The 17,801-nt window shown below is 56.1% G+C and carries 19 protein-coding genes and 1 pseudogene; 14 read left to right on the top strand and 6 right to left on the bottom strand.

Annotation, left to right across the window (positions count from 1 at the left end; all coding sequences use genetic code 11):
* The first annotated feature begins 8 nt into the window (after positions 1-8).
* Both ACQR3R_RS18080 and ACQR3R_RS18075 read left to right on the top strand, forming a co-directional pair.
* Positions 9-389, top strand: coding sequence for a RidA family protein (locus ACQR3R_RS18080; RefSeq protein WP_003229509.1), 381 nt, complete (start codon positions 9-11; stop codon positions 387-389).
* Positions 390-458: 69 nt separating this feature from the next.
* Positions 459-1,199 carry a hypothetical protein gene (locus tag ACQR3R_RS18075; RefSeq protein ID WP_428273869.1) on the top strand — a complete coding sequence of 247 codons (741 nt, stop codon included), beginning with the start codon at positions 459-461 and terminating at the stop codon, positions 1,197-1,199.
* Positions 1,200-1,272: 73 nt separating this feature from the next.
* On the opposite strand, the gene ACQR3R_RS18070 is transcribed toward ACQR3R_RS18075, so the two are convergent.
* Positions 1,273-2,133 carry an NAD-dependent epimerase/dehydratase family protein gene (locus ACQR3R_RS18070; protein WP_428273867.1) on the bottom strand — a complete coding sequence of 287 codons (861 nt, stop codon included), beginning with the start codon at positions 2,131-2,133 and terminating at the stop codon, positions 1,273-1,275.
* 189 nt (positions 2,134-2,322) lie between these two features.
* Here ACQR3R_RS18070 and exbB point away from each other — a divergent pair, with 189 nt between their 5' ends.
* From exbB to ACQR3R_RS18040, 6 genes are all read left to right on the top strand, one after another.
* Entirely contained in the window at positions 2,323-3,294 is a 972-nt protein-coding gene (exbB, locus tag ACQR3R_RS18065; RefSeq protein ID WP_428273865.1) for a tonB-system energizer ExbB, read from the top strand.
* Between the two features lie 6 nt (positions 3,295-3,300).
* Positions 3,301-3,729 carry a TonB system transport protein ExbD gene (gene exbD / locus ACQR3R_RS18060; RefSeq protein WP_428273863.1) on the top strand — a complete coding sequence of 143 codons (429 nt, stop codon included), beginning with the start codon at positions 3,301-3,303 and terminating at the stop codon, positions 3,727-3,729.
* A complete protein-coding gene (locus tag ACQR3R_RS18055; protein ID WP_428273861.1) occupies positions 3,726-4,475 on the top strand; it encodes a TonB family protein in 750 nt (249 codons plus the stop codon). Before exbD ends, ACQR3R_RS18055 begins: the two co-directional genes overlap by 4 nt.
* 158 nt (positions 4,476-4,633) lie before the next feature.
* On the top strand, positions 4,634-5,563 hold the full coding sequence (locus tag ACQR3R_RS18050; RefSeq protein ID WP_428273859.1) for a LysR substrate-binding domain-containing protein: 930 nt from the start codon (positions 4,634-4,636) through the stop codon (positions 5,561-5,563).
* Between the two features lie 9 nt (positions 5,564-5,572).
* Positions 5,573-7,648 carry an ATP-dependent DNA helicase RecG gene (gene recG, locus ACQR3R_RS18045; RefSeq protein WP_428273857.1) on the top strand — a complete coding sequence of 692 codons (2,076 nt, stop codon included), beginning with the start codon at positions 5,573-5,575 and terminating at the stop codon, positions 7,646-7,648.
* Positions 7,649-7,726: 78 nt separating this feature from the next.
* On the top strand, positions 7,727-9,127 hold the full coding sequence (locus ACQR3R_RS18040) for an HDOD domain-containing protein (RefSeq protein WP_428273855.1): 1,401 nt from the start codon (positions 7,727-7,729) through the stop codon (positions 9,125-9,127).
* A 75-nt stretch (positions 9,128-9,202) separates the two neighbouring features.
* Here the strand turns inward: ACQR3R_RS18040 and ACQR3R_RS18035 are convergent, their stop codons facing one another.
* The gene (locus ACQR3R_RS18035) at positions 9,203-9,553 is read right to left on the bottom strand and encodes a hypothetical protein (protein WP_428273853.1); all 351 of its coding nucleotides are present in this window, start codon (positions 9,551-9,553) and stop codon (positions 9,203-9,205) included.
* Between the two features lie 393 nt (positions 9,554-9,946).
* Here ACQR3R_RS18035 and ACQR3R_RS18030 point away from each other — a divergent pair, with 393 nt between their 5' ends.
* Positions 9,947-11,077, top strand: a complete 1,131-nt coding sequence (locus tag ACQR3R_RS18030) for a hypothetical protein (RefSeq protein ID WP_428273851.1) — start codon at positions 9,947-9,949, stop codon at positions 11,075-11,077.
* Positions 11,078-11,661: 584 nt separating this feature from the next.
* Here ACQR3R_RS18030 and ACQR3R_RS18025 read toward each other — a convergent pair.
* A complete protein-coding gene (locus ACQR3R_RS18025; protein WP_428273849.1) occupies positions 11,662-12,216 on the bottom strand; it encodes a hypothetical protein in 555 nt (184 codons plus the stop codon).
* A gap of 646 nt (positions 12,217-12,862) precedes the next feature.
* Between ACQR3R_RS18025 and ACQR3R_RS18020 the strand changes: the two genes are divergently transcribed.
* From ACQR3R_RS18020 to ACQR3R_RS18010, 3 genes and pseudogenes are all read left to right on the top strand, one after another.
* Positions 12,863-13,261 (top strand): DUF6124 family protein, encoded by a 399-nt coding sequence (locus ACQR3R_RS18020; protein WP_428273847.1) that lies wholly within the window; start codon positions 12,863-12,865, stop codon positions 13,259-13,261.
* Positions 13,262-13,543: 282 nt separating this feature from the next.
* Positions 13,544-13,942, top strand: a complete 399-nt coding sequence (locus ACQR3R_RS18015) for a DUF2388 domain-containing protein (RefSeq protein WP_428273845.1) — start codon at positions 13,544-13,546, stop codon at positions 13,940-13,942.
* A gap of 24 nt (positions 13,943-13,966) precedes the next feature.
* Positions 13,967-14,068: pseudogene (locus tag ACQR3R_RS18010) on the top strand (DUF6124 family protein); the annotation flags it as partial.
* Between the two features lie 252 nt (positions 14,069-14,320).
* Here ACQR3R_RS18010 and ACQR3R_RS18005 read toward each other — a convergent pair.
* The 3 genes from ACQR3R_RS18005 to ACQR3R_RS17995 form a co-directional block, all read right to left on the bottom strand.
* Positions 14,321-14,596, bottom strand: a complete 276-nt coding sequence (locus ACQR3R_RS18005) for an HU family DNA-binding protein (RefSeq protein WP_003213368.1) — start codon at positions 14,594-14,596, stop codon at positions 14,321-14,323.
* Between the two features lie 192 nt (positions 14,597-14,788).
* The gene (locus ACQR3R_RS18000; RefSeq protein ID WP_428273842.1) at positions 14,789-15,937 is read right to left on the bottom strand and encodes an FAD-dependent oxidoreductase; all 1,149 of its coding nucleotides are present in this window, start codon (positions 15,935-15,937) and stop codon (positions 14,789-14,791) included.
* 19 nt (positions 15,938-15,956) lie between these two features.
* A complete protein-coding gene (locus tag ACQR3R_RS17995) occupies positions 15,957-16,124 on the bottom strand; it encodes a rubredoxin (protein ID WP_007954349.1) in 168 nt (55 codons plus the stop codon).
* A 199-nt stretch (positions 16,125-16,323) separates the two neighbouring features.
* Between ACQR3R_RS17995 and ACQR3R_RS17990 the strand changes: the two genes are divergently transcribed.
* Entirely contained in the window at positions 16,324-16,887 is a 564-nt protein-coding gene (locus tag ACQR3R_RS17990) for a chorismate lyase (RefSeq protein WP_428273839.1), read from the top strand.
* Positions 16,887-17,777, top strand: a complete 891-nt coding sequence (gene ubiA, locus ACQR3R_RS17985; RefSeq protein ID WP_428273837.1) for a 4-hydroxybenzoate octaprenyltransferase — start codon at positions 16,887-16,889, stop codon at positions 17,775-17,777. The genes ACQR3R_RS17990 and ubiA overlap by 1 nt, the downstream gene beginning before the upstream one ends.
* Positions 17,778-17,801 lie beyond the last annotated feature (24 nt).

Raw genomic sequence — 17,801 nt, 5'->3', positions numbered from 1 at the left:
AGTCATACATGACCAAGACTGTTATCACCAGCGACAAGGCCCCGGCCGCCATCGGTACTTATTCCCAGGCGATCAAGGCTGGAAACACCGTCTACATGTCGGGTCAAATTCCTCTGGACCCAAAAACCATGGAACTGGTTGAAGGTTTCGAAGCCCAGACCGTCCAGGTTTTCGAGAACCTCAAAGCCGTGGCCGAAGCCGCTGGCGGTTCGTTCAAGGACATCGTCAAACTGAACATCTTCCTCACCGACCTGAGCCATTTCGCCAAGGTCAACGAGATCATGGGCAAATACTTCGACCAGCCTTACCCTGCACGCGCCGCCATCGGCGTTGCGGCCCTGCCAAAGGGCTCGCAGGTTGAAATGGATGCCATTCTGGTCATCGAGTAATGCGTGCGGCGCAGCTTCATCGCTGCGCCAACCGATCTTGTAAAGAAAGGGTTCTGTAAGGATTCCATCATGCGCAATGCGCTTGTTCTCTCGCTGCTCGCCCTGTTCATGGGCGGTTGTGCCAGCAACCCTGCCGATCGTGATATCAGCGGCACCTGGATCAATCAGGTGGCGATCGATGCCGCATCCAAAGGTGGACCTCTGCGTGAAGCACTCCAGGCTTACGGTCCGAACCTGGAATGGGACGTCAACACCAAGGCTGGTCAGGCTCGCTACACCAATGGTTTTGAAAACGTCGAAGGCAAGCTGCTGGGCGAAGAGTCCGGCGCCTGGAAAGTCGACTTTTATGGCAGCTCCGCCAGTGAGCTGAAGCGTGACGGCAAGCAACTCAGCCAGGCCGCCAGCGATAACGAACCTGCACAAGTGTTCGACCGCGCACTGATTCCAGTGCCGGACGGCGCACCGATTGGCGCCAGTTTCGAACGCGCGCTGTATTCCGCCTACATGGGCGGTAGCTGGAAAATCGTCAGCGGTAATGGAGAAGGCAACACCGTGCAATTCCAGGCTGACGGCCAGGTTTCAGGTCTGCCGGGCGCGGATCGCTATGCGTTATGCCTGGCCGGTGACTGTGCTTCGATGAGCGGCGGCAACGACAATATGTGGCTGCAGCTAAACAGCCAGGGCAATACCTGGATCTTTGCGCGCAAGGGCAAAGAGCTGGAAATATTCCAGGCCGTGAACACCGCCCAGGCAGACGAGATGCCTTCGTTCACCCCGGGTGATCGCAAATGGTTGCTGGAAAAGCAGTAATCCGGCAACAAGTCAGCGCGAAACCAATGTGGGAGCACGTCTGCTCCCCTATTGGGTTTGTGGCGTTTGGAAATCAGCGACTGCCTTCGAGGATTGCGGCATACCCTTCGCGATAACTTGGGTAACGAGGCACCCAGCCCAGCGCCCTGGCCCGCGCATTGCTGCACCGCTTGCTGCCGGTGCGACGCACGCTAGCGTCATCAGCCCATTCGGTCACACCCAGATACTCGCGTAACCAATCCACCACTTCAGCCAGCGGTGCCGGTGCGTCATCAACACCTATATAGACGCCATCCAGTGCCACGCCTCGATGATCCGCTTCAAGCAGATACGCCATCAACCCCGCCGCGTCATCGGCGTGGATACGATTGCCATATAACGGCGGATCGGTGACCACGCGATATCCTCGACGCACCTGGGTCAGCAGCCATTCACGCCCCGGTCCATAGATGCCGGTCAAACGCACAATGCTCGCCGGAATGCCGCTATCAAGCGCCACCTGTTCGGCCTCCAGCATCAAGCGACCGGAGTAACCGCTGCCCGTCACGGTCGGCGAAGTTTCATCGACCCACTCACCCTCCTGCTGCCCATACACACTGCTACTGGATACGAACAACAGTCGCTCAGGCACTTGCCCGTAGTCGCCCAGCCACTCCAGAACATGCTGCAAACCCTCCACATAAGCGGCGCGATAACCTGCTTCGTCGTGTTCGGTAGCGGCCGCGCAATACACAACGTAATCGACGGCGCCAATGGGCCATGTCTGCGGGCAATCCTTGTTGAACAAGTCCCCAGCGACGCCAATGACTCCGTCGGGCAAGCGCGAGACGTCACGACGCAAACCGTAGACTTCCCACCCAAAAGCCAGCAATTGCACGGCCAAACGACTGCCGACATCACCACAACCGGCGATCAAAACAGAGGGCGCAGACATCGAAAAACTCCTGTTGCGAAGGCACAAACCAGCGCTGTCAAAGGACGAGCGGCTAGCAATGGAAGAAAAAAAGATACTCTATTACTTTTGTTAACAAGAATTACTTGCAATAATGCCTGCCACTTTTGTTCTCGGCCTCGCGAGGCCTGGAAGAACATTTACCGTCTTTTCCTCTCAGGTCCGGCCAGCATGACACGCAATCAATCTCCCGCTTCGCCTACCAAACGACCTCGCGCATGGAGCGCTGTGGCCGCCCTGTTGCTCAGCCTGATGCTGGCACCTACCGCCGCATTCGCCGACGCACAAGCACCCGCGACCCCGGCAGCCACCGCACCTGCGGCCACCGATCACGCAGCCCCGGCCGTGACCCCAGTCGCAAACGACCCGGCTCAGGCGGTAGACGCTAACGCCGAAGAGGCCCCTGAAGTACTGGAAGCCGATAATACACTGGGCATGGCGCATGACTTGTCGCCTTGGGGCATGTACCAGAACGCCGACATCATCGTGAAAATCGTGATGATCGGCCTGGCCATCGCCTCGATCATTACCTGGACCATCTGGATCGCCAAGGGTTTCGAGCTGATGGGCGCCAAGCGTCGTCTGCGCAACGAAATCGTCCACCTGAAAAAGGCCACCACGCTTAGAGAAGCCAGCGCAACGGCCACCAAGGAAGGCACTCTTGCCAACTTGCTGGTCCATGATGCGCTGGAAGAAATGCGCCTGTCAGCCAACAGCCGCGAAAAAGAAGGCATCAAGGAGCGTGTCAGCTTCCGTCTTGAGCGCCTGGTTGCGGCCTGCGGTCGCAACATGAGCAGCGGCACCGGCGTGCTGGCAACCATCGGTTCCACCGCACCCTTCGTAGGTCTGTTCGGCACCGTGTGGGGCATCATGAACAGCTTCATTGGTATCGCCAAAACCCAAACCACCAACCTTGCTGTCGTTGCCCCCGGTATTGCCGAGGCACTGCTGGCGACTGCGCTGGGCCTGGTTGCCGCAATCCCGGCTGTCGTGATCTACAACGTGTTCGCACGCTCCATCGCCGGTTACAAGGCGCAAGTGTCCGATGCATCGGCAGAAGTCCTGCTGCTGGTCAGCCGTGACCTGGATCACTTGCCGACCACCGAGCGCGCCTCGCAACCCCACGTGGTCAAAGTAGGGTAATCAGCCATGGGCTTGCATTTGAAAGAAGGCGCAGACGACGATCTGGCCGAGAACCACGAAATCAACGTCACGCCGTTTATCGACGTAATGTTGGTACTTTTGATTATTTTCATGGTGGCTGCCCCGTTGGCCACCGTGGACATCAAGGTTGACCTGCCAGCCTCCAGTGCCAAACCAGCGCCGCGCCCGGAGAAGCCTGTGTTCCTCAGCGTAAAAGCTGACCAGCGCTTATTCCTCGGCGAAGACGAAGTGAAAGCCGAAGCACTCGGCGCCACGCTGGACGCCAGGACCCAGGGCAAAAAAGACACGACGATCTTTTTCCAGGCCGATAAGGGTGTGGATTACGGCGACCTGATGAGCGTGATGGATAACCTGCGCTCCGCCGGGTACCTGAAGGTTGGTCTGGTCGGACTCGAGACGGCAGCCAAAAAATGATCAAGACGCGCCATAAGCTGACGCGTTACGGCACGAGTCTGGCCGTGGTGCTGGGCGTTCATGCGCTGGCCATTGCGCTGGCACTGAACTGGACAGCCCGCCCGCCCATCGAGCTGCCACCACAGGCGATGATGGTTGAGCTGGCACCGGTTCCGGCCCCGCCACCGCCCGCTCCGCCGAAGGTGATCACGCCGCCACAACCGCCCGCCCCGGTGGAAGAGTTGCCGATACCGAAACTGGCTGAAGTACCGAAAGCCGAGATCGCGGTACCCAAACCGGTCAAGCCCAAACCCAAGCCGCAACCGCCAAAGCCTGTGGAGAAAAAACCGGATCCGCCGAAGGAGAAACCTTCCGAAGAAAAACCGAGCGACGCGAACCCTACTCAGACGCCAACGGAAAAATCCGCACAACCGGCACCGGGTCCTTCGCCCGCACAGCAAGCCGCCAAGGCCAGTTGGCAAGGCACACTGCTCGCTCACTTGGCCAAGTACAAAAAGTACCCGGCCAGTGCTCAGGCTCGGGGCAAGGAAGGCTTGAACCGTCTGCGCTTCGTGGTGGATGCCGAAGGTAATGTGTTGTCGTTCGAACTGGTGGGCAGCTCCGGCACAGCCGATCTCGACCGGGCAACCCTGGACATGATCCGCCGCGCCCAGCCGCTACCCAAGCCGCCGGCCGACATGCTGACCAATGGCTCTATCGAAATCGTTGCACCGTTTGTTTATTCGCTGGAAAAACGCCGGCGTTGACGCAAACCGCATCATCAAAAGGCACCGAAAGGTGCCTTTTGCTTATCTGTCAGCGGCAAAGGTGCATTGGCCGGTGTCACGCAGCACACTCAGTCTGATAACGTGCGTCTATCGATTGCAGCCGGTATGCTTGGCCCGCAACTTCATGGACGCTTGCTATGACTCTCACAGAATTACGCTACATCGTTACCCTCGCCCAAGAGCAGCATTTCGGCCACGCGGCCGAGCGTTGCCACGTCAGCCAGCCGACGTTGTCGGTGGGTGTGAAAAAGCTTGAAGACGAACTCGGTGTGCTGATTTTCGAGCGCAGCAAGAGTGCCGTGCGCCTGACTCCGGTCGGCGAAGGCATTGTGGCCCAGGCGCAAAAAGTCCTGGAACAAGCCCAAGGCATTCGCGAACTGGCCCAGGCTGGCAAAAACCAGCTGACCGCCCCCCTTAAAGTAGGTGCGATCTACACCGTCGGTCCGTACCTGTTCCCGCACCTGATTCCGCAACTGCACCGGGTTGCCCCGCAGATGCCGTTGTACATTGAAGAAAACTTCACACACATCCTGCGCGACAAACTGCGCAACGGTGAGCTGGACGCGATCATCATCGCCCTGCCGTTCAACGAAGCCGATGTGTTGACCCTGCCGCTTTATGACGAGCCGTTTTATGTGTTGATGCCGGCTCAGCACCCGTGGACGCAAAAAGAATCGATCGATGCCAGCCTGCTTAATGACAAGAGCCTGCTGTTACTCGGCGAAGGTCACTGCTTCCGCGACCAGGTGCTGGAAGCCTGCCCTACGCTGGGCAAAGGCAACGATGGCGCCAAGCACACCACGGTTGAGTCCAGTTCGCTGGAAACCATTCGCCATATGGTTGCGTCTGGGCTTGGTATTTCGATCCTGCCGTTGTCCGCCGTGGACAGCCATCACTACGCCGCTGGCGTTCTGGAAGTCCGCCCACTGACGCCGCCCGTGCCGTTTCGCACGGTCGCTATCGCCTGGCGCGCAAGTTTCCCACGGCCGAAAGCGATTGAAATCCTCGCCGATTCTATTCGCCTGTGCTCGGTGGCCAAGCCGCCAGCGCCGGTGGTTGCCGGTTAAGTTGAAGCCATGACCGAGTTGTCGCAAGTGTCGGTGACGGCACTCAAGGGTGTCGGTGAAGCCATGGCCGAGAAATTGGCCAAGGTCGGCTTGGAGAACCTTCAGGACGTACTGTTTCACCTGCCGCTGCGCTATCAGGATCGCACTCGTGTGGTTCCGATCGGCCATCTGCGCCCGGGGCAAGACGCGGTGATCGAGGGCACTGTCAGCGGCGCCGACGTGGTCATGGGTCGCCGCCGTAGCTTGGTCGTTCGTCTACAGGACGGCACCGGCGGCCTCAGTCTGCGCTTCTATCATTTCAGCAATGCCCAAAAAGAAGGCCTGAAACGCGGCACGCGGATTCGCTGTTATGGCGAAGCGAGGCCCGGCGCTTCGGGGCTGGAAATTTACCACCCCGAATACCGTGCCATTACGGGTGACGAGCCGCCGCCAGTAGATGAAACCCTGACACCGGTTTATCCACTTACCGAAGGCCTGACGCAGCAGCGCTTACGTCAACTGTGCATGCAAACCCTGACACTGCTCGGCCCGACCAGCCTACCTGACTGGCTGCCGACCGAACTGGCGCGTGACTATCAATTGGCCCCGCTGGCCGATGCTATTCGCTACCTGCATCATCCACCGGCCGATGCCGATGTCGACGAACTCGCGCTCGGTCATCACTGGGCTCAGCACCGCTTGGCGTTTGAAGAACTGCTGACGCATCAGCTGTCACAGCAACGGCTGCGCGAAAGCATGCGTTCGTTACGTGCGCCCGCCATGCCGAAAGCCACCAAGTTACCGCCCAAATATTTGGCGAACCTGGGCTTTGCACCTACTGGCGCGCAGCAACGTGTCGGCAATGAAATCGCTTACGACCTCAGTCAACACGAACCTATGTTGCGCTTGATTCAGGGCGACGTCGGCGCAGGCAAAACCGTGGTCGCCGCACTCGCCGCGCTGCAAGCGCTGGAGGCCGGGTATCAAGTGGCGCTGATGGCGCCCACCGAAATTCTCGCTGAGCAGCACTTCATTACCTTCAAGCGCTGGCTCGAACCGCTGGGCATTGAAGTGGCGTGGCTGGCCGGCAAGCTCAAGGGCAAAAATCGCGTAGCTGCGCTGGAACAGATTGCCAGTGGCACCCCAATGGTGGTTGGTACTCATGCGCTGTTCCAGGACGAAGTGAAGTTCAAGAACCTGGCATTGGCGATCATCGACGAACAACACCGATTCGGCGTTCAGCAGCGTCTGGCGTTGCGCCAAAAGGGTGTTGGCGGCCGTATGTGCCCGCACCAGTTGATCATGACCGCCACCCCGATTCCACGGACGCTGGCCATGAGCGCTTACGCGGATCTCGACACCTCGATTCTTGATGAACTGCCGCCTGGCCGAACCCCCGTCAATACGGTGCTGGTCACCGATACCCGGCGCGTCGAGGTGATCGAGCGCGTGCGTGGAGCGTGTGCCGAAGGGCGTCAAGCCTATTGGGTGTGCACGCTGATCGAAGAGTCGGAAGAGCTGACCTGCCAAGCCGCCGAAACCACGTTTGAGGACCTCACTGCCGCCTTGGGCGAACTGAAAGTCGGGTTGATCCACGGCCGCATGAAACCTGTCGAGAAGGCCGCCGTAATGGCAGAATTCAAGGCTGGAAACCTGCAACTGCTGGTCGCAACAACAGTGATCGAAGTCGGCGTGGACGTGCCAAACGCCAGCCTGATGATCATCGAAAACCCGGAGCGTCTCGGGCTCGCGCAGTTGCACCAGTTGCGTGGCCGTGTCGGTCGAGGCAGCGCCGCCAGTCATTGCGTACTGCTCTACCATCCGCCGCTGTCGCAGATTGGTCGCCAGCGACTCGGTATCATGCGTGAAACCAACGACGGCTTTGTCATCGCCGAAAAAGACCTCGAGCTACGTGGCCCTGGCGAAATGCTCGGCACTCGTCAGACGGGTCTTTTGCAGTTCAAGGTCGCTGACTTGATGCGCGACGCCGACTTGTTGCCCGCCGTGCGCGATGCCGCCCAAGCCCTTTTGGAGCGCTGGCCCGACCACGTCAGCCCGCTGCTTGATCGCTGGTTACGCCACGGCCAGCAATACGGCCAAGTGTGAACCCCGTCGCACTTTGTGGAGCATGGTTTTAAACAAGCTGGTTATACTCGTGCAATTGTTTGAGAACGGATACAGACCATGACCGAAGTTGCCCTCGCACCCGCCACCCCGCACGTTCCGTCGGTTATTCGGCTGTTGCTGGGCAAACTCGGCATCGCTTACGAAGAAGTCAGCGATCATCACGGCCTGAACCCTGCGCGCAAAGTGCAGGCCGTGTTGGTGGACGATGCGGTTGGTGCGTTGATGGTGCTGTTCCCACAAAGCCAATTGCTGGACCTCAATCGTCTGGCTGAATTGACGGGGCGGCGCCTCACGGCCGTGCCGACCGAGCGCCTGGAGCGCATGCTCGGCAAACACAGCCTTAGCCTGCTGCCCGGCCTGCCAGCGCTAACCGCGTCACCGTGTCTCTATGAAGAAAGCCTGCTGCGCGAACCGAAGTTGCTGATCAACTCCGGTGAGCCGGGTATCTTGCTGGAAGTTACCAGCGAAGCCTTCAAAACCATGCTCACCAAAGCCAGTGCCGCTAATTTTGGCGAGGCGCTGAGCAGCATTCGCCCTAACCTCGACCGGCCGGATGATGACGGCGAGGAAATCACCCAAGCCGTTCAAGCATTCACTGCGCGACGCATCCAGCAACGCCTGGAAGCGACCATCGAGATACCACCGCTGGCCGAGACGGCGCAAAAAATCATTAAGCTGCGCGTCGACCCTAACGCCACCATTGACGACATTACCGGCGTGGTCGAAACCGATCCGGCGCTGGCCGCACAAGTCGTGAGCTGGGCAGCCTCGCCGTATTACGCATCGCCCGGCAAGATCCGCTCAGTGGAGGACGCCATCGTGCGCGTGCTGGGCTTTGATCTGGTGATCAACCTGGCATTGGGCCTGGCCTTGGGCAAAACCCTGAGCCTGCCTAAAGACCACCCGCAACACACTACGCCGTACTGGCAACAATCGATCTACACCGCCGCCGTCATCGAAGGCCTGACCCGTGCCATGCCGCGTGCCCAGCGCCCGGAAGCAGGCCTGACCTACCTCGCCGGCCTGCTGCACAACTTCGGTTACTTGCTGCTTGCACACGTATTCCCGCCGCACTTCTCGCTGATCTGCCGTCACCTGGAGGTCAACCCGCACCTGTGCCACAGCTACGTTGAACAGCACTTGCTGGGCATCAGTCGTGAGCAGATCGGTTCGTGGCTGATGCGCTATTGGGACATGCCTGACGAGCTGGCCACCGCGTTGCGTTTCCAGAATGACCCGACCTACGACGGCGCCTATGCGGAATATCCGAACCTTGTTTGCCTGTCGGTTCGCCTGTTGCGCAGCCGCGGCATCGGTGCAGGTCCCGACGAGGAAATCCCCGACGCATTGCTGGAACGTGTCGGCCTGACCCGCGAAAAAGCCAACGACGTAGTCAGCAAAGTCCTCGAAGCCGAAGTGCTGTTGCGCGAACTGGCCTCGCAGTTTTCCCAGGCATAAAAAAGCTCCCACATTCGGTCAGAATGTGGGAGCGAGCCTGCCCCGAAGAACCCAACGCAGTCTATTTGAAAGCTCTCAAGCCTTCGGCTTGGCCTTGCGCGGCTTCAAATATTTGGTCAGCCCCTGAAACCATATCACCAGCGCCGGGTTGCCGTTGATCTGGATCGACTTGTCCTGAATCCCCGTCATGAATGCCAACTGCTTGTTCTTCGCCTGCATCGTGGCAAAACCATACGCGGCGTCCTTAAAAGCAATCGCAAATGCCGGTTCGGCATACACACCCGACCGACTGGTGATGCGTTGATCTTTTACAATGAAATGCCGCGCCACTTTCCCGTCCAGGGTGTGTAGTTGAAAGACTAAATCCTTGTCACCCAACTGCTGCTGGAACGCAGGATTAGTCCGGCCGGCCTTACCCATCAACATACCCAGCATCCACAACAGAAAACGGAATTTCATGCGTAAGCCTCAAAAGAAATGAATGGCCGGCGCAGTGTAGCGATTTCAAGCTGTGGCGCCAGCATCTAGATGCTTTTGAAGAAGATAAGATGGTTTTTGACGCTGATGACTACCAAGTCATTGACGAAACATCAGGCCGCAGCTCTTCTCGGAAGCTACGATGTAATGATCCTAATCTGCGTAATTGCATAGACTCGCCTAACCGTTTAGCTCGAACAAGACGAGCTCGCATTATGGCCGGGATAGGCAGAGAACGGCCAAAAGCGGTCATTGGGTAACTCCAGCTTGATTGATCCCTCCGCACCCTTATGCTATGTGCATACCTGATTTTGTTTTTACCTATAGCCAAGGAAGTGCGGGATGTTCGTATACCTCGATGAGACTGAGTTCGGAGAAGGCGCATTCAGTGGTTATGCCAGCCTCATAACTGAGGAGCGGATCGGCCAAGAGGTTATTGATGACGCATTAGAAAATCTTCGAATCGATATGGATCGCTTCCTGATGCCTCAAAAAGCTATGGATGATAGAACGCTTGAAAGAGGATACTTTCACGCCGCAGATGACAGCAAAAATGCTCATTCACATCTTTGTAACGCTATAAACAAACACGTTGTTGGGAATTTTAAATCACATATTTTCCATGCAAGAAAGCACAGTTTTTCCGGTGTTGAGGAAATTTACAATCTTGCATCAAAGCTTGCTGTAGTAGGTTTATTTTCCAAAGCGCGAGAGCTAACGTTTATTTTTGAGGGTAGGAGTGGACTTAGTGTGCAGGTGCTACTAGAAAAGTGGTGGCCAGACCTTTGGAAAGGGTTGAGCCAAAACTGCTTTTCAGCTCCATTTATCGTAAAATATTACCCAGATGTAAAATTCGAAATTTCCGACAAAAGTAATCCAGGGTCACAGGTAGTAGATTTTATGCTTTGGTCTTCGCAGCGAGCAGCCTACGCGAAAGATCCCAAATGGTATGATCGGTTACATGGATGGGCCAAGAGCAGCATAACTACCGTCGATGGCGGCTGGGATGGTCATGGTATAACCAGAATTATTCCTGAAGATTTGAATCTGAAACGATATGACATAGAGGACTTCCTGAGAGAGACCCCGCTCTTGGGCGTGGATAATGATCTCCCTACGATTTTAATAAATGTACAAAAAGTAATTAACAATAGTCATTCGGCCCTCAACAAAAGCCACATTAATCATTTTATTTCAGATGTGGATTTTCTTGTTAGGAATCGGCGGGCTCAGCACGGCGTTGACTTTATCGTTAAAATGGCTGATTGCTTTATAAAATTATTTGACAACATTGCATTAATCTCCAGTGAAACCCCTACTACGGAGAAGACTTTTTGGCTTATGGCACGTAAGTGCATGGCCTTAGCGCTACGCGATGAGTTAGAGGCTAGAATTCACGCAATTAGACTTTGCGATATTCGGAGTGATTTGATTGAAAATCACCCCGCGCTATTCGAAGAAGGTCTTTCATAGGGGCATGCATGTCCGCTATGGGGCCAGGCTGTGTGAAAACGTTTTAGAGCGAGTTTGACAGTCAGGATCGCAACGAAAAACGCGATCCTACGCGTGCCACGGCGCTCACATTGGATTAACCTCACCCACTGCTATTTTCGTAGTCAGCGGATGGGCTGTATTTGTGATGGTCATTACTCGACGGAGACCGAAAATACCTTCATAAGTTTGTTTTTGAGATTTTTGTCGCAGATCTGATAGGTGTCTACTGCCCTGATCAATGCATCCACCTGCAGCTCACTGTGCTTGGGATAAGAGAGGACTGCCTCAATTTGAGAGGGTGAAAGAAATTTTGCTAAGTATTGATAAGGATTTGTACCATTCTTTACATGCGAAAGGATCATGTTCCATTTTAGATACTGGCGCAGGCCCTCATGGATTTTTGTGTACTCAAAATATTGTTGTAGGGCTTGAGCGTTTTGATCAATTACAGCGCCTTTGTGCCAGGCGTAATATGCTTGTGCTTGTTTCTTGTATGTTGTAAGTATTTCGTAAAGGTCAACACTACCGTCTAAGTCTTGGATGTATTTTTTTGCATTAGCAGTTCAGCCGCTCCAGGCGAGCAAGTCTTCCTTGTTTATCTTAAAGTGCGCCGTCCGTATATCATTCTCCATTTCGTAGTTTATCGACCAGTTGGCTTCGGCAATACGCCAATGTGTGTTGAAATTTCGCAAGTCCTGTAGAAAATTGTGCAGCCCAGGCGTGGTGAAGATTTCAGCTCTTTTTATGCCTGGCCCATCTACTTTGTGTCTGTTGTCAAAGTTTCTGGCGATATCTACCAAGGTCATAAGCGAGGAAGTGCAATAGTATAGTTTTCGCTTTACCTCTCTAGTGTAGTGCTCTGCCGTTTTTACATTGCTCTTATTCCAGAATTCTGGGTCCTTGCTTCGTTCACCAAAAATACAAATTTCATCAATGAGATCGGAAATGCTGGTATAGAAAATCCATTCTGTGTCATCCAACGCTTTCAAGTCATTCCAGATTTTTCCTCCAGGAAGTCTATCAATTGAAGGCTTAACTTCCGTAAATTTGTGCGTCATTGCCGCCATAATCTGCTTCCGATTCCATGGATGCGAAATAGTGTCTAAGTAGCCAGTCATGTAAAACTTCCATAATGAACTAGTGTTTGCAATCTACCCGACTACTCAATTCCAGAAGTCGGCGTAAGGCGCCTTTAGCGTAGCGCCTTCGCCGTCGTAGGCAAGATCAGCTGAGTGTACTTAAATCGCCCCTGATTTTCTGGACGCATCCGACTGGCTCCTTTTGGCCGATTGTGGCCTGTCGCTGCTCTCGGCAGAGATGCGTATTTCGTTGTCATTCATGGTTACAAAACACATGATGAAATTTGTTATTTTCGGCTGGTCAGGTGCAATGCAAGCGGCTGTTTAAGCGGAGTGCGATTTCGCACCGAATCCCCTCAACCTTCTCAGACTTTTCCTTCGAAAAGTCGAGCCACCCATGAACTATGCAACCTCCACATCAGCAGATAACCTCTGTTCGCCACCGCAAAAAACGGTGACACGGACGTGCAAGTCCGGTACATATCGGCGCACAAATGCCTCGCAAACCATTTAGCATTAAAAATGCTTTTTGGATCGCTATATGGTGGCTGTGCGTGGGAGGTCCCTTTGGGGTCTGCCGGGGTCCGATATGCCCGGTCTTGCACACCTGCGTACAGCTGCCACCATCATTCGAATGCAAGCGAAACGGTGTCAGTCCCCTCAATACACATATCGGGATACATCAATGATCAAGCCAACGCCGAATCCGCCAGGAAATCCTGGCACATCTCCTTACGAATCCTACGATTCCAAAAAACTCCACGAAGCCGCCGAGCGCGCCCTCGACGTCCATTTCGTCCCACCAAAGCAGACACCACCGCCGAAACGCAAAGGCCAACTTTTCAGCGTCTGCCCGGACATCAACATTGAAGCACTCCTCGCCAACGCCTCTGAAGATCTACTGTCTATCAGCGCCATCGCCGCCGACCTCGCCGACGATGTGGATGGCTCACGCCGCTCCATCGCGTTGGCTCTTAGCCGCATGGCCGACGGGGTCCATCTGTTGGTGGACCGAGCGTTGGATTATCTGGATGAACCGGAAATGGCGGCGGTAATCGCCAGTCAAAAAATCCGAGCCAGCTGACTTTCAAAGCAGTAAACAACCCCGATGGGTATGTTCCTCCCCATCGGGGGTTTTCTCGTCACGGTGCCCAGCACACAGCTGAGAGCACAAAAACCATCACAGTTATCTTCCCTGTTTCCGAATCACATGTAGGACGTGTCTGGTTTGGTCTCCTTGGTCTTGAAATGCCGCTCTGTCTCGGTACTTTGCACAAGCACACTCAATGTCGATTCGGTGCGGCACATCACTCATGGCAGCGCGCCCACGCTTATGGCGCCAGTAGACAGGGAGTTCAATCAGATCATGGCTACTCGACACAATAAAAAATGGACCGTGCCCTTTGGGTGCTTTTGGGGTGCCATGTTCGCACTCGTAGCTAGCGCCACTGTTCGGGCTGAAATGTGCAGCGGTCATAACTGCAAATTAGCTAGTGGCCCCTTTGAGTACTCGGCAATAACTGGATTTGGGTTGATCTTCACAACGGTCGGGCCGTTTATTGCCACGTCAGACAAAATCGAGGATGGCCTCTCCAAACACTACGTCCAAGCGATGAAAGACGATGCCGCCGCGTATCTTGCTACCGACGGCGATCTCGATGGAGCCATGCTTGAATCTGCATGGCGCACGTACTTGGAGCAGCACGCTGATCTTCAGCCAAGCAAGAAAGAGTTTGCCCACTTGGTATTAGCTACCTATGGATGAACAACCAAGCTCCTCTTCAGCGTCTGCCCAGCCATCAATTCCGAAGCCCTCCTGGCCAACGCCTCGGAATATCTGCAGTCCATCAGCACCATCGCCACCGACTTTACTGACGATGTAGCCCTGTAGCCGCTGGCGAAGCCTGCGTTCGGCTGCGTAGCAGTCGTAAAGTCAGACAATGCGGTGCGTCAGACTCACCGTGCACTCAGGTTTGACGACTGCTACGCAGCCGAACGCAGGCTTCGCCAGCTGCTACACGGATCGTGTTTTGGATTGTCTGGTCGGCGTTACTTTCGCGCCCCATAAAAAAATGGGCGCCCAACCTCGTTGACGTGCCCATTTTTTATCCCGCTTACCCGCTAGGCGGGAAGTCGGTGCGTGTTACGGATTGACGCTGTCTTTTAACGATTTGCCAGGCTTGAAAGCAACGGTGTTGCTGGCCTTGATTTTGACGGGCTCACCGGTTTGCGGATTTTTGCCGGTGCGGGCACCGCGATGGCGTTGCAGGAAGGTGCCGAAGCCCACCAGCGTTACGCTGTCTTTGCGGTGCAGAGCGCCGGTGATTTCTTCGAGAACGGCGTTGAGAACGCGGTTGGCCTGCTCTTTGGTGAGATCTGCTTTTTCAGCGATTGCAGCGGCGAGTTCTGGTTTACGCATTAGTGAAGCCCCTTTGACGGTTTTTTGTTGTTATGTCCGTGCTGTTCTCGTTGGAACAGCGCCCAAAGCGCCGCAGGTGCTCTACTCTGCGGCAGACGGGAGTGAGAATGGCACGCGAGGGAGAGCCGCGCCAGTCTCGACGCGACCTTTGTAGGGGCAAAACCTGGGTGATTCCGACAGAACGACCTGTATTTACGCCAGTAAGGCCGGAAGCTCTTTGTTCAGCGCTAATTTTTCCATCACTGCGGCGCCTGTCAGGGCATAACCCAGCAGTTGGCCGTTGGCATCGCGGCATAAGGCTTTGATGTCTGCGCCCTGCCCTTCAACGGTCCAGACGCCCTCCAGCCCGCGTGGCGGCGGCGAAACCACCAAAGGACAAACTGGCGTTTTAACGGTGATCGGCATTGCGCCATAGCTCACTGTCGTCGGGTTGCCGGCAAGCGTTTGAGCCAGTGCCCTCGCGCAGCTCATGAGTGGCATCACGTACAGAAGATTTAGCCCGTCAACTTCGGCGCAGTCGCCCAGCGCATAAATGTGGGTGTGGGAAGTTTTCAGATGACGGTCGACCACAACCCCACGATTGACCAACAGACCAGCAGCGGCCGCCAGATCGATGCGCGGCCGCAAGCCAATCGCTGAAACCACCACATCACACGCAATAACCTGTCCATCCGACAGATGCGCTTCCAGACCATGCGCAACGCGCTGCAAACGATTCAGTACAGGGCCGAGATGGAAACGGGCGCCCAGGCCCTCCAGCGCAGTCTGTACCGCAGCAGCAGCGGCCGGATGCAGCAGCGTTGGCATGACTTGCTCGCACGGCGCTACCAATTGAACTTCGTAACCACCCAGCATGAGGTCGTTGGCGAACTCGCAGCCAATCAGGCCCGCGCCCAGCAGCAGCACCCGACGCTTACCGGCAGCGGCAACGCGAAAGCGTGCGTAATCTTCCAGGTCGTTGATCGGGAACACTGCATCAGCGGCGTCGCCCTCGATGGGGACACGCACGGTCTCTGCGCCCCACGCCAGGATCAGGTCGCGATAAATCACCGATTCTTCGCCGATCCACAGGCGTTTATGGCCGGGGTCGATGCCACTGATGCGTGTGTGGGTGCGCACTTCGGCCTTTAGTTGCTCAGCCATCGCGCCCGGTTCGGCCATACTCAGGCCGTCGGCGTCTTTGTTTTTGCCGAAACCGGTAGAAAGCATCGGTTTGGAGTAAGAGCGTCCGTCATCAGCGGTAATCAGCAGCAGCGGGGTTTCGCCATCGAGTTTGCGAAACTCCCGGGCCAGGTTATAGCCTGCGAGCCCGGTGCCGACGATCACGACAGGTGCGTTCATTCCTTACTCCTCTGGTGTATTAGTTGATTTCGATCATTTCGAAATCCATCTTGCCGACGCCGCAATCCGGGCACAGCCAGTCTTCCGGTACGTCTTGCCACAGCGTGCCCGGCGCAATGCCGTCATCCGGCCAACCGTCGGCTTCGTTATAGATGAGGCCGCAGACCACACATTGCCACTTTTTCATTCAGGTACATCCTCAGGATTCAGGCTTTAGCCGGCGCGGACGGTCAATAGGTGAAGCGCTGCCGTCCGGCTCAGGGCGTTTTGTACTGATCGGGCACGCCAGATGCAAGCCTGTTCGACGCACCGGCGCCCGGCCCAGTCAAAATCACCGAATGACATGGTAAGCTCGCCGCCTCATTTGCTGCCAATAATGACTCACCGTGCCGCACTCAAAATCCTCTCTCTCGGCCCCGCTCTGGCTCTCCCAAAGTCAACTCATGCCGCTGCCCGATGCCGTGACGCTTGACTGGCTGTTCGATGAAGGTTCGCTGACACGACGGCTGATCCGCTTGTCGAATGACGGTTTTAGCGTCACCCCGCTGTTCGAAGGTTGGCAAGCGTTGCGCGCGGATGAATGTGCTGCGCTGACGTTGCCTGAAGACAGCGAGGGCTGGGTGCGTGAGGTGTATTTGCGTGGGCATGGCGAAGCCTGGGTATTCGCCCGTAGCGTCGCGGCGCGCAGTGCGTTGCAGGGCGATGGCTTGCACATGGACGAACTGGGCAGCCGCTCGCTCGGCGAATTGCTATTTTGCGATCAGGCGTTCCAGCGCCGTGCCATCGAGGTGTGTGAGTATCCTCAAGCTTGGCTGCCGACAGAATGCCGGGCACCACAACTGTGGGGCCGTCGCTCGCGATTCGACCGGGGCGCACTGAGCGTATTGGTCGCCGAGATTTTCCTGCCGACGTTGTGGCGTGCCGCCCGCGCGCATCCGGAGAACTGCTGATGTATCAGAGCCTGCTCAAGTCGCTGAATCGCGTGAATCCCAGGGCTTGGGATTTCGTTCAATTGACCCGCATGGACAAGCCGATCGGTATTTACCTGCTGTTGTGGCCAACGTTGTGGGCCTTATGGATTGCAGGTAAGGGCTCGCCTTCGTTGGCTAACGTGGTGATTTTCGTCTTGGGCGTGATACTGACGCGCGCGGGTGGTTGTGTGATCAACGATTGGGCAGACCGCAAGGTCGACGGCCACGTGAAGCGCACTGAACAGCGGCCATTGGTCAGCGGCAGGATCAGTTCCAAAGAAGCCTTGGTGTTTTTCGCGTTGCTGATGGGTGTCAGTTTCCTGCTGGTGTTGTGCACCAACGCGGCAACTGTCTGGCTGTCATTTGGCGGCTTGGCACTGGCTTGCAGCTACCCATTCATGAAGCGCTACACGTATTACCCGCAAGTGGTGCTGGGCGCGGCGTTTTCGTGGGGAATGCCGATGGCGTTCACCGCCGAAACCGGCGAACTTCCGGCAGCGGCGTGGTTATTGTGGATCGCCAATCTGCTGTGGACGGTGGGCTACGACACCTATTACGCGATGACCGACCGCGATGACGATCTGAAGATTGGTGTGAAATCCACGGCCATTCTGTTTGGTGACGCAGATCGGGTGATCATTCTGACCCTGCAAGTGATGGCGTTGGGTTGCCTGCTGCTAGCCGGCTCTACCTTTGAACTCGGCGGCTGGTTCCACATAGGGCTGTTGGCGGCAGCAGGTTGTTTTGCGTGGGAGTTCTGGTACACCCGAGGCAAGGACCGGATGCGTTGCTTCAAGGCGTTTTTGCACAACCACTGGGCCGGGTTGGCGATTTTCGTCGGAATTGTGCTGGACTACGCGATGCGCTGAGGCGCGAGGACTGCGAGAGCGAGC

The sequence above is a fragment of the Gordonia sp. IEGM753 genome, assembly GCF_050321825.1.
In the GTDB taxonomy this organism is placed as follows: domain Bacteria; phylum Pseudomonadota; class Gammaproteobacteria; order Pseudomonadales; family Pseudomonadaceae; genus Aquipseudomonas.
This window is presented reverse-complemented; position numbering and strand designations above follow the sequence as displayed.

What these genes read in the sequence shown, in the direction of transcription:
- ACQR3R_RS18015 (WP_428273845.1), top strand. Translation starts at nt 13,544, where the DNA reads ATGGCTACTCGACACAATAAAAAATGGACCGTGCCCTTTGGGTGCTTT.
- ACQR3R_RS18035 (WP_428273853.1), bottom strand. Translation starts at nt 9,553, where the DNA reads ATGTTGATGGGTAAGGCCGGCCGGACTAATCCTGCGTTCCAGCAGCAG.
- ACQR3R_RS18020 (WP_428273847.1), top strand. Translation starts at nt 12,863, where the DNA reads ATGATCAAGCCAACGCCGAATCCGCCAGGAAATCCTGGCACATCTCCT.
- ubiA (WP_428273837.1), top strand. Translation starts at nt 16,887, where the DNA reads ATGTATCAGAGCCTGCTCAAGTCGCTGAATCGCGTGAATCCCAGGGCT.
- ACQR3R_RS18040 (WP_428273855.1), top strand. Translation starts at nt 7,727, where the DNA reads ATGACCGAAGTTGCCCTCGCACCCGCCACCCCGCACGTTCCGTCGGTT.
- ACQR3R_RS18070 (WP_428273867.1), bottom strand. Translation starts at nt 2,133, where the DNA reads ATGTCTGCGCCCTCTGTTTTGATCGCCGGTTGTGGTGATGTCGGCAGT.
- ACQR3R_RS18050 (WP_428273859.1), top strand. Translation starts at nt 4,634, where the DNA reads ATGACTCTCACAGAATTACGCTACATCGTTACCCTCGCCCAAGAGCAG.
- ACQR3R_RS18055 (WP_428273861.1), top strand. Translation starts at nt 3,726, where the DNA reads ATGATCAAGACGCGCCATAAGCTGACGCGTTACGGCACGAGTCTGGCC.
- recG (WP_428273857.1), top strand. Translation starts at nt 5,573, where the DNA reads ATGACCGAGTTGTCGCAAGTGTCGGTGACGGCACTCAAGGGTGTCGGT.
- ACQR3R_RS18025 (WP_428273849.1), bottom strand. Translation starts at nt 12,216, where the DNA reads ATGACTGGCTACTTAGACACTATTTCGCATCCATGGAATCGGAAGCAG.
- exbB (WP_428273865.1), top strand. Translation starts at nt 2,323, where the DNA reads ATGACACGCAATCAATCTCCCGCTTCGCCTACCAAACGACCTCGCGCA.
- ACQR3R_RS18080 (WP_003229509.1), top strand. Translation starts at nt 9, where the DNA reads ATGACCAAGACTGTTATCACCAGCGACAAGGCCCCGGCCGCCATCGGT.
- exbD (WP_428273863.1), top strand. Translation starts at nt 3,301, where the DNA reads ATGGGCTTGCATTTGAAAGAAGGCGCAGACGACGATCTGGCCGAGAAC.
- ACQR3R_RS18000 (WP_428273842.1), bottom strand. Translation starts at nt 15,937, where the DNA reads ATGAACGCACCTGTCGTGATCGTCGGCACCGGGCTCGCAGGCTATAAC.
- ACQR3R_RS17995 (WP_007954349.1), bottom strand. Translation starts at nt 16,124, where the DNA reads ATGAAAAAGTGGCAATGTGTGGTCTGCGGCCTCATCTATAACGAAGCC.
- ACQR3R_RS18005 (WP_003213368.1), bottom strand. Translation starts at nt 14,596, where the DNA reads ATGCGTAAACCAGAACTCGCCGCTGCAATCGCTGAAAAAGCAGATCTC.
- ACQR3R_RS18075 (WP_428273869.1), top strand. Translation starts at nt 459, where the DNA reads ATGCGCAATGCGCTTGTTCTCTCGCTGCTCGCCCTGTTCATGGGCGGT.
- ACQR3R_RS18030 (WP_428273851.1), top strand. Translation starts at nt 9,947, where the DNA reads ATGTTCGTATACCTCGATGAGACTGAGTTCGGAGAAGGCGCATTCAGT.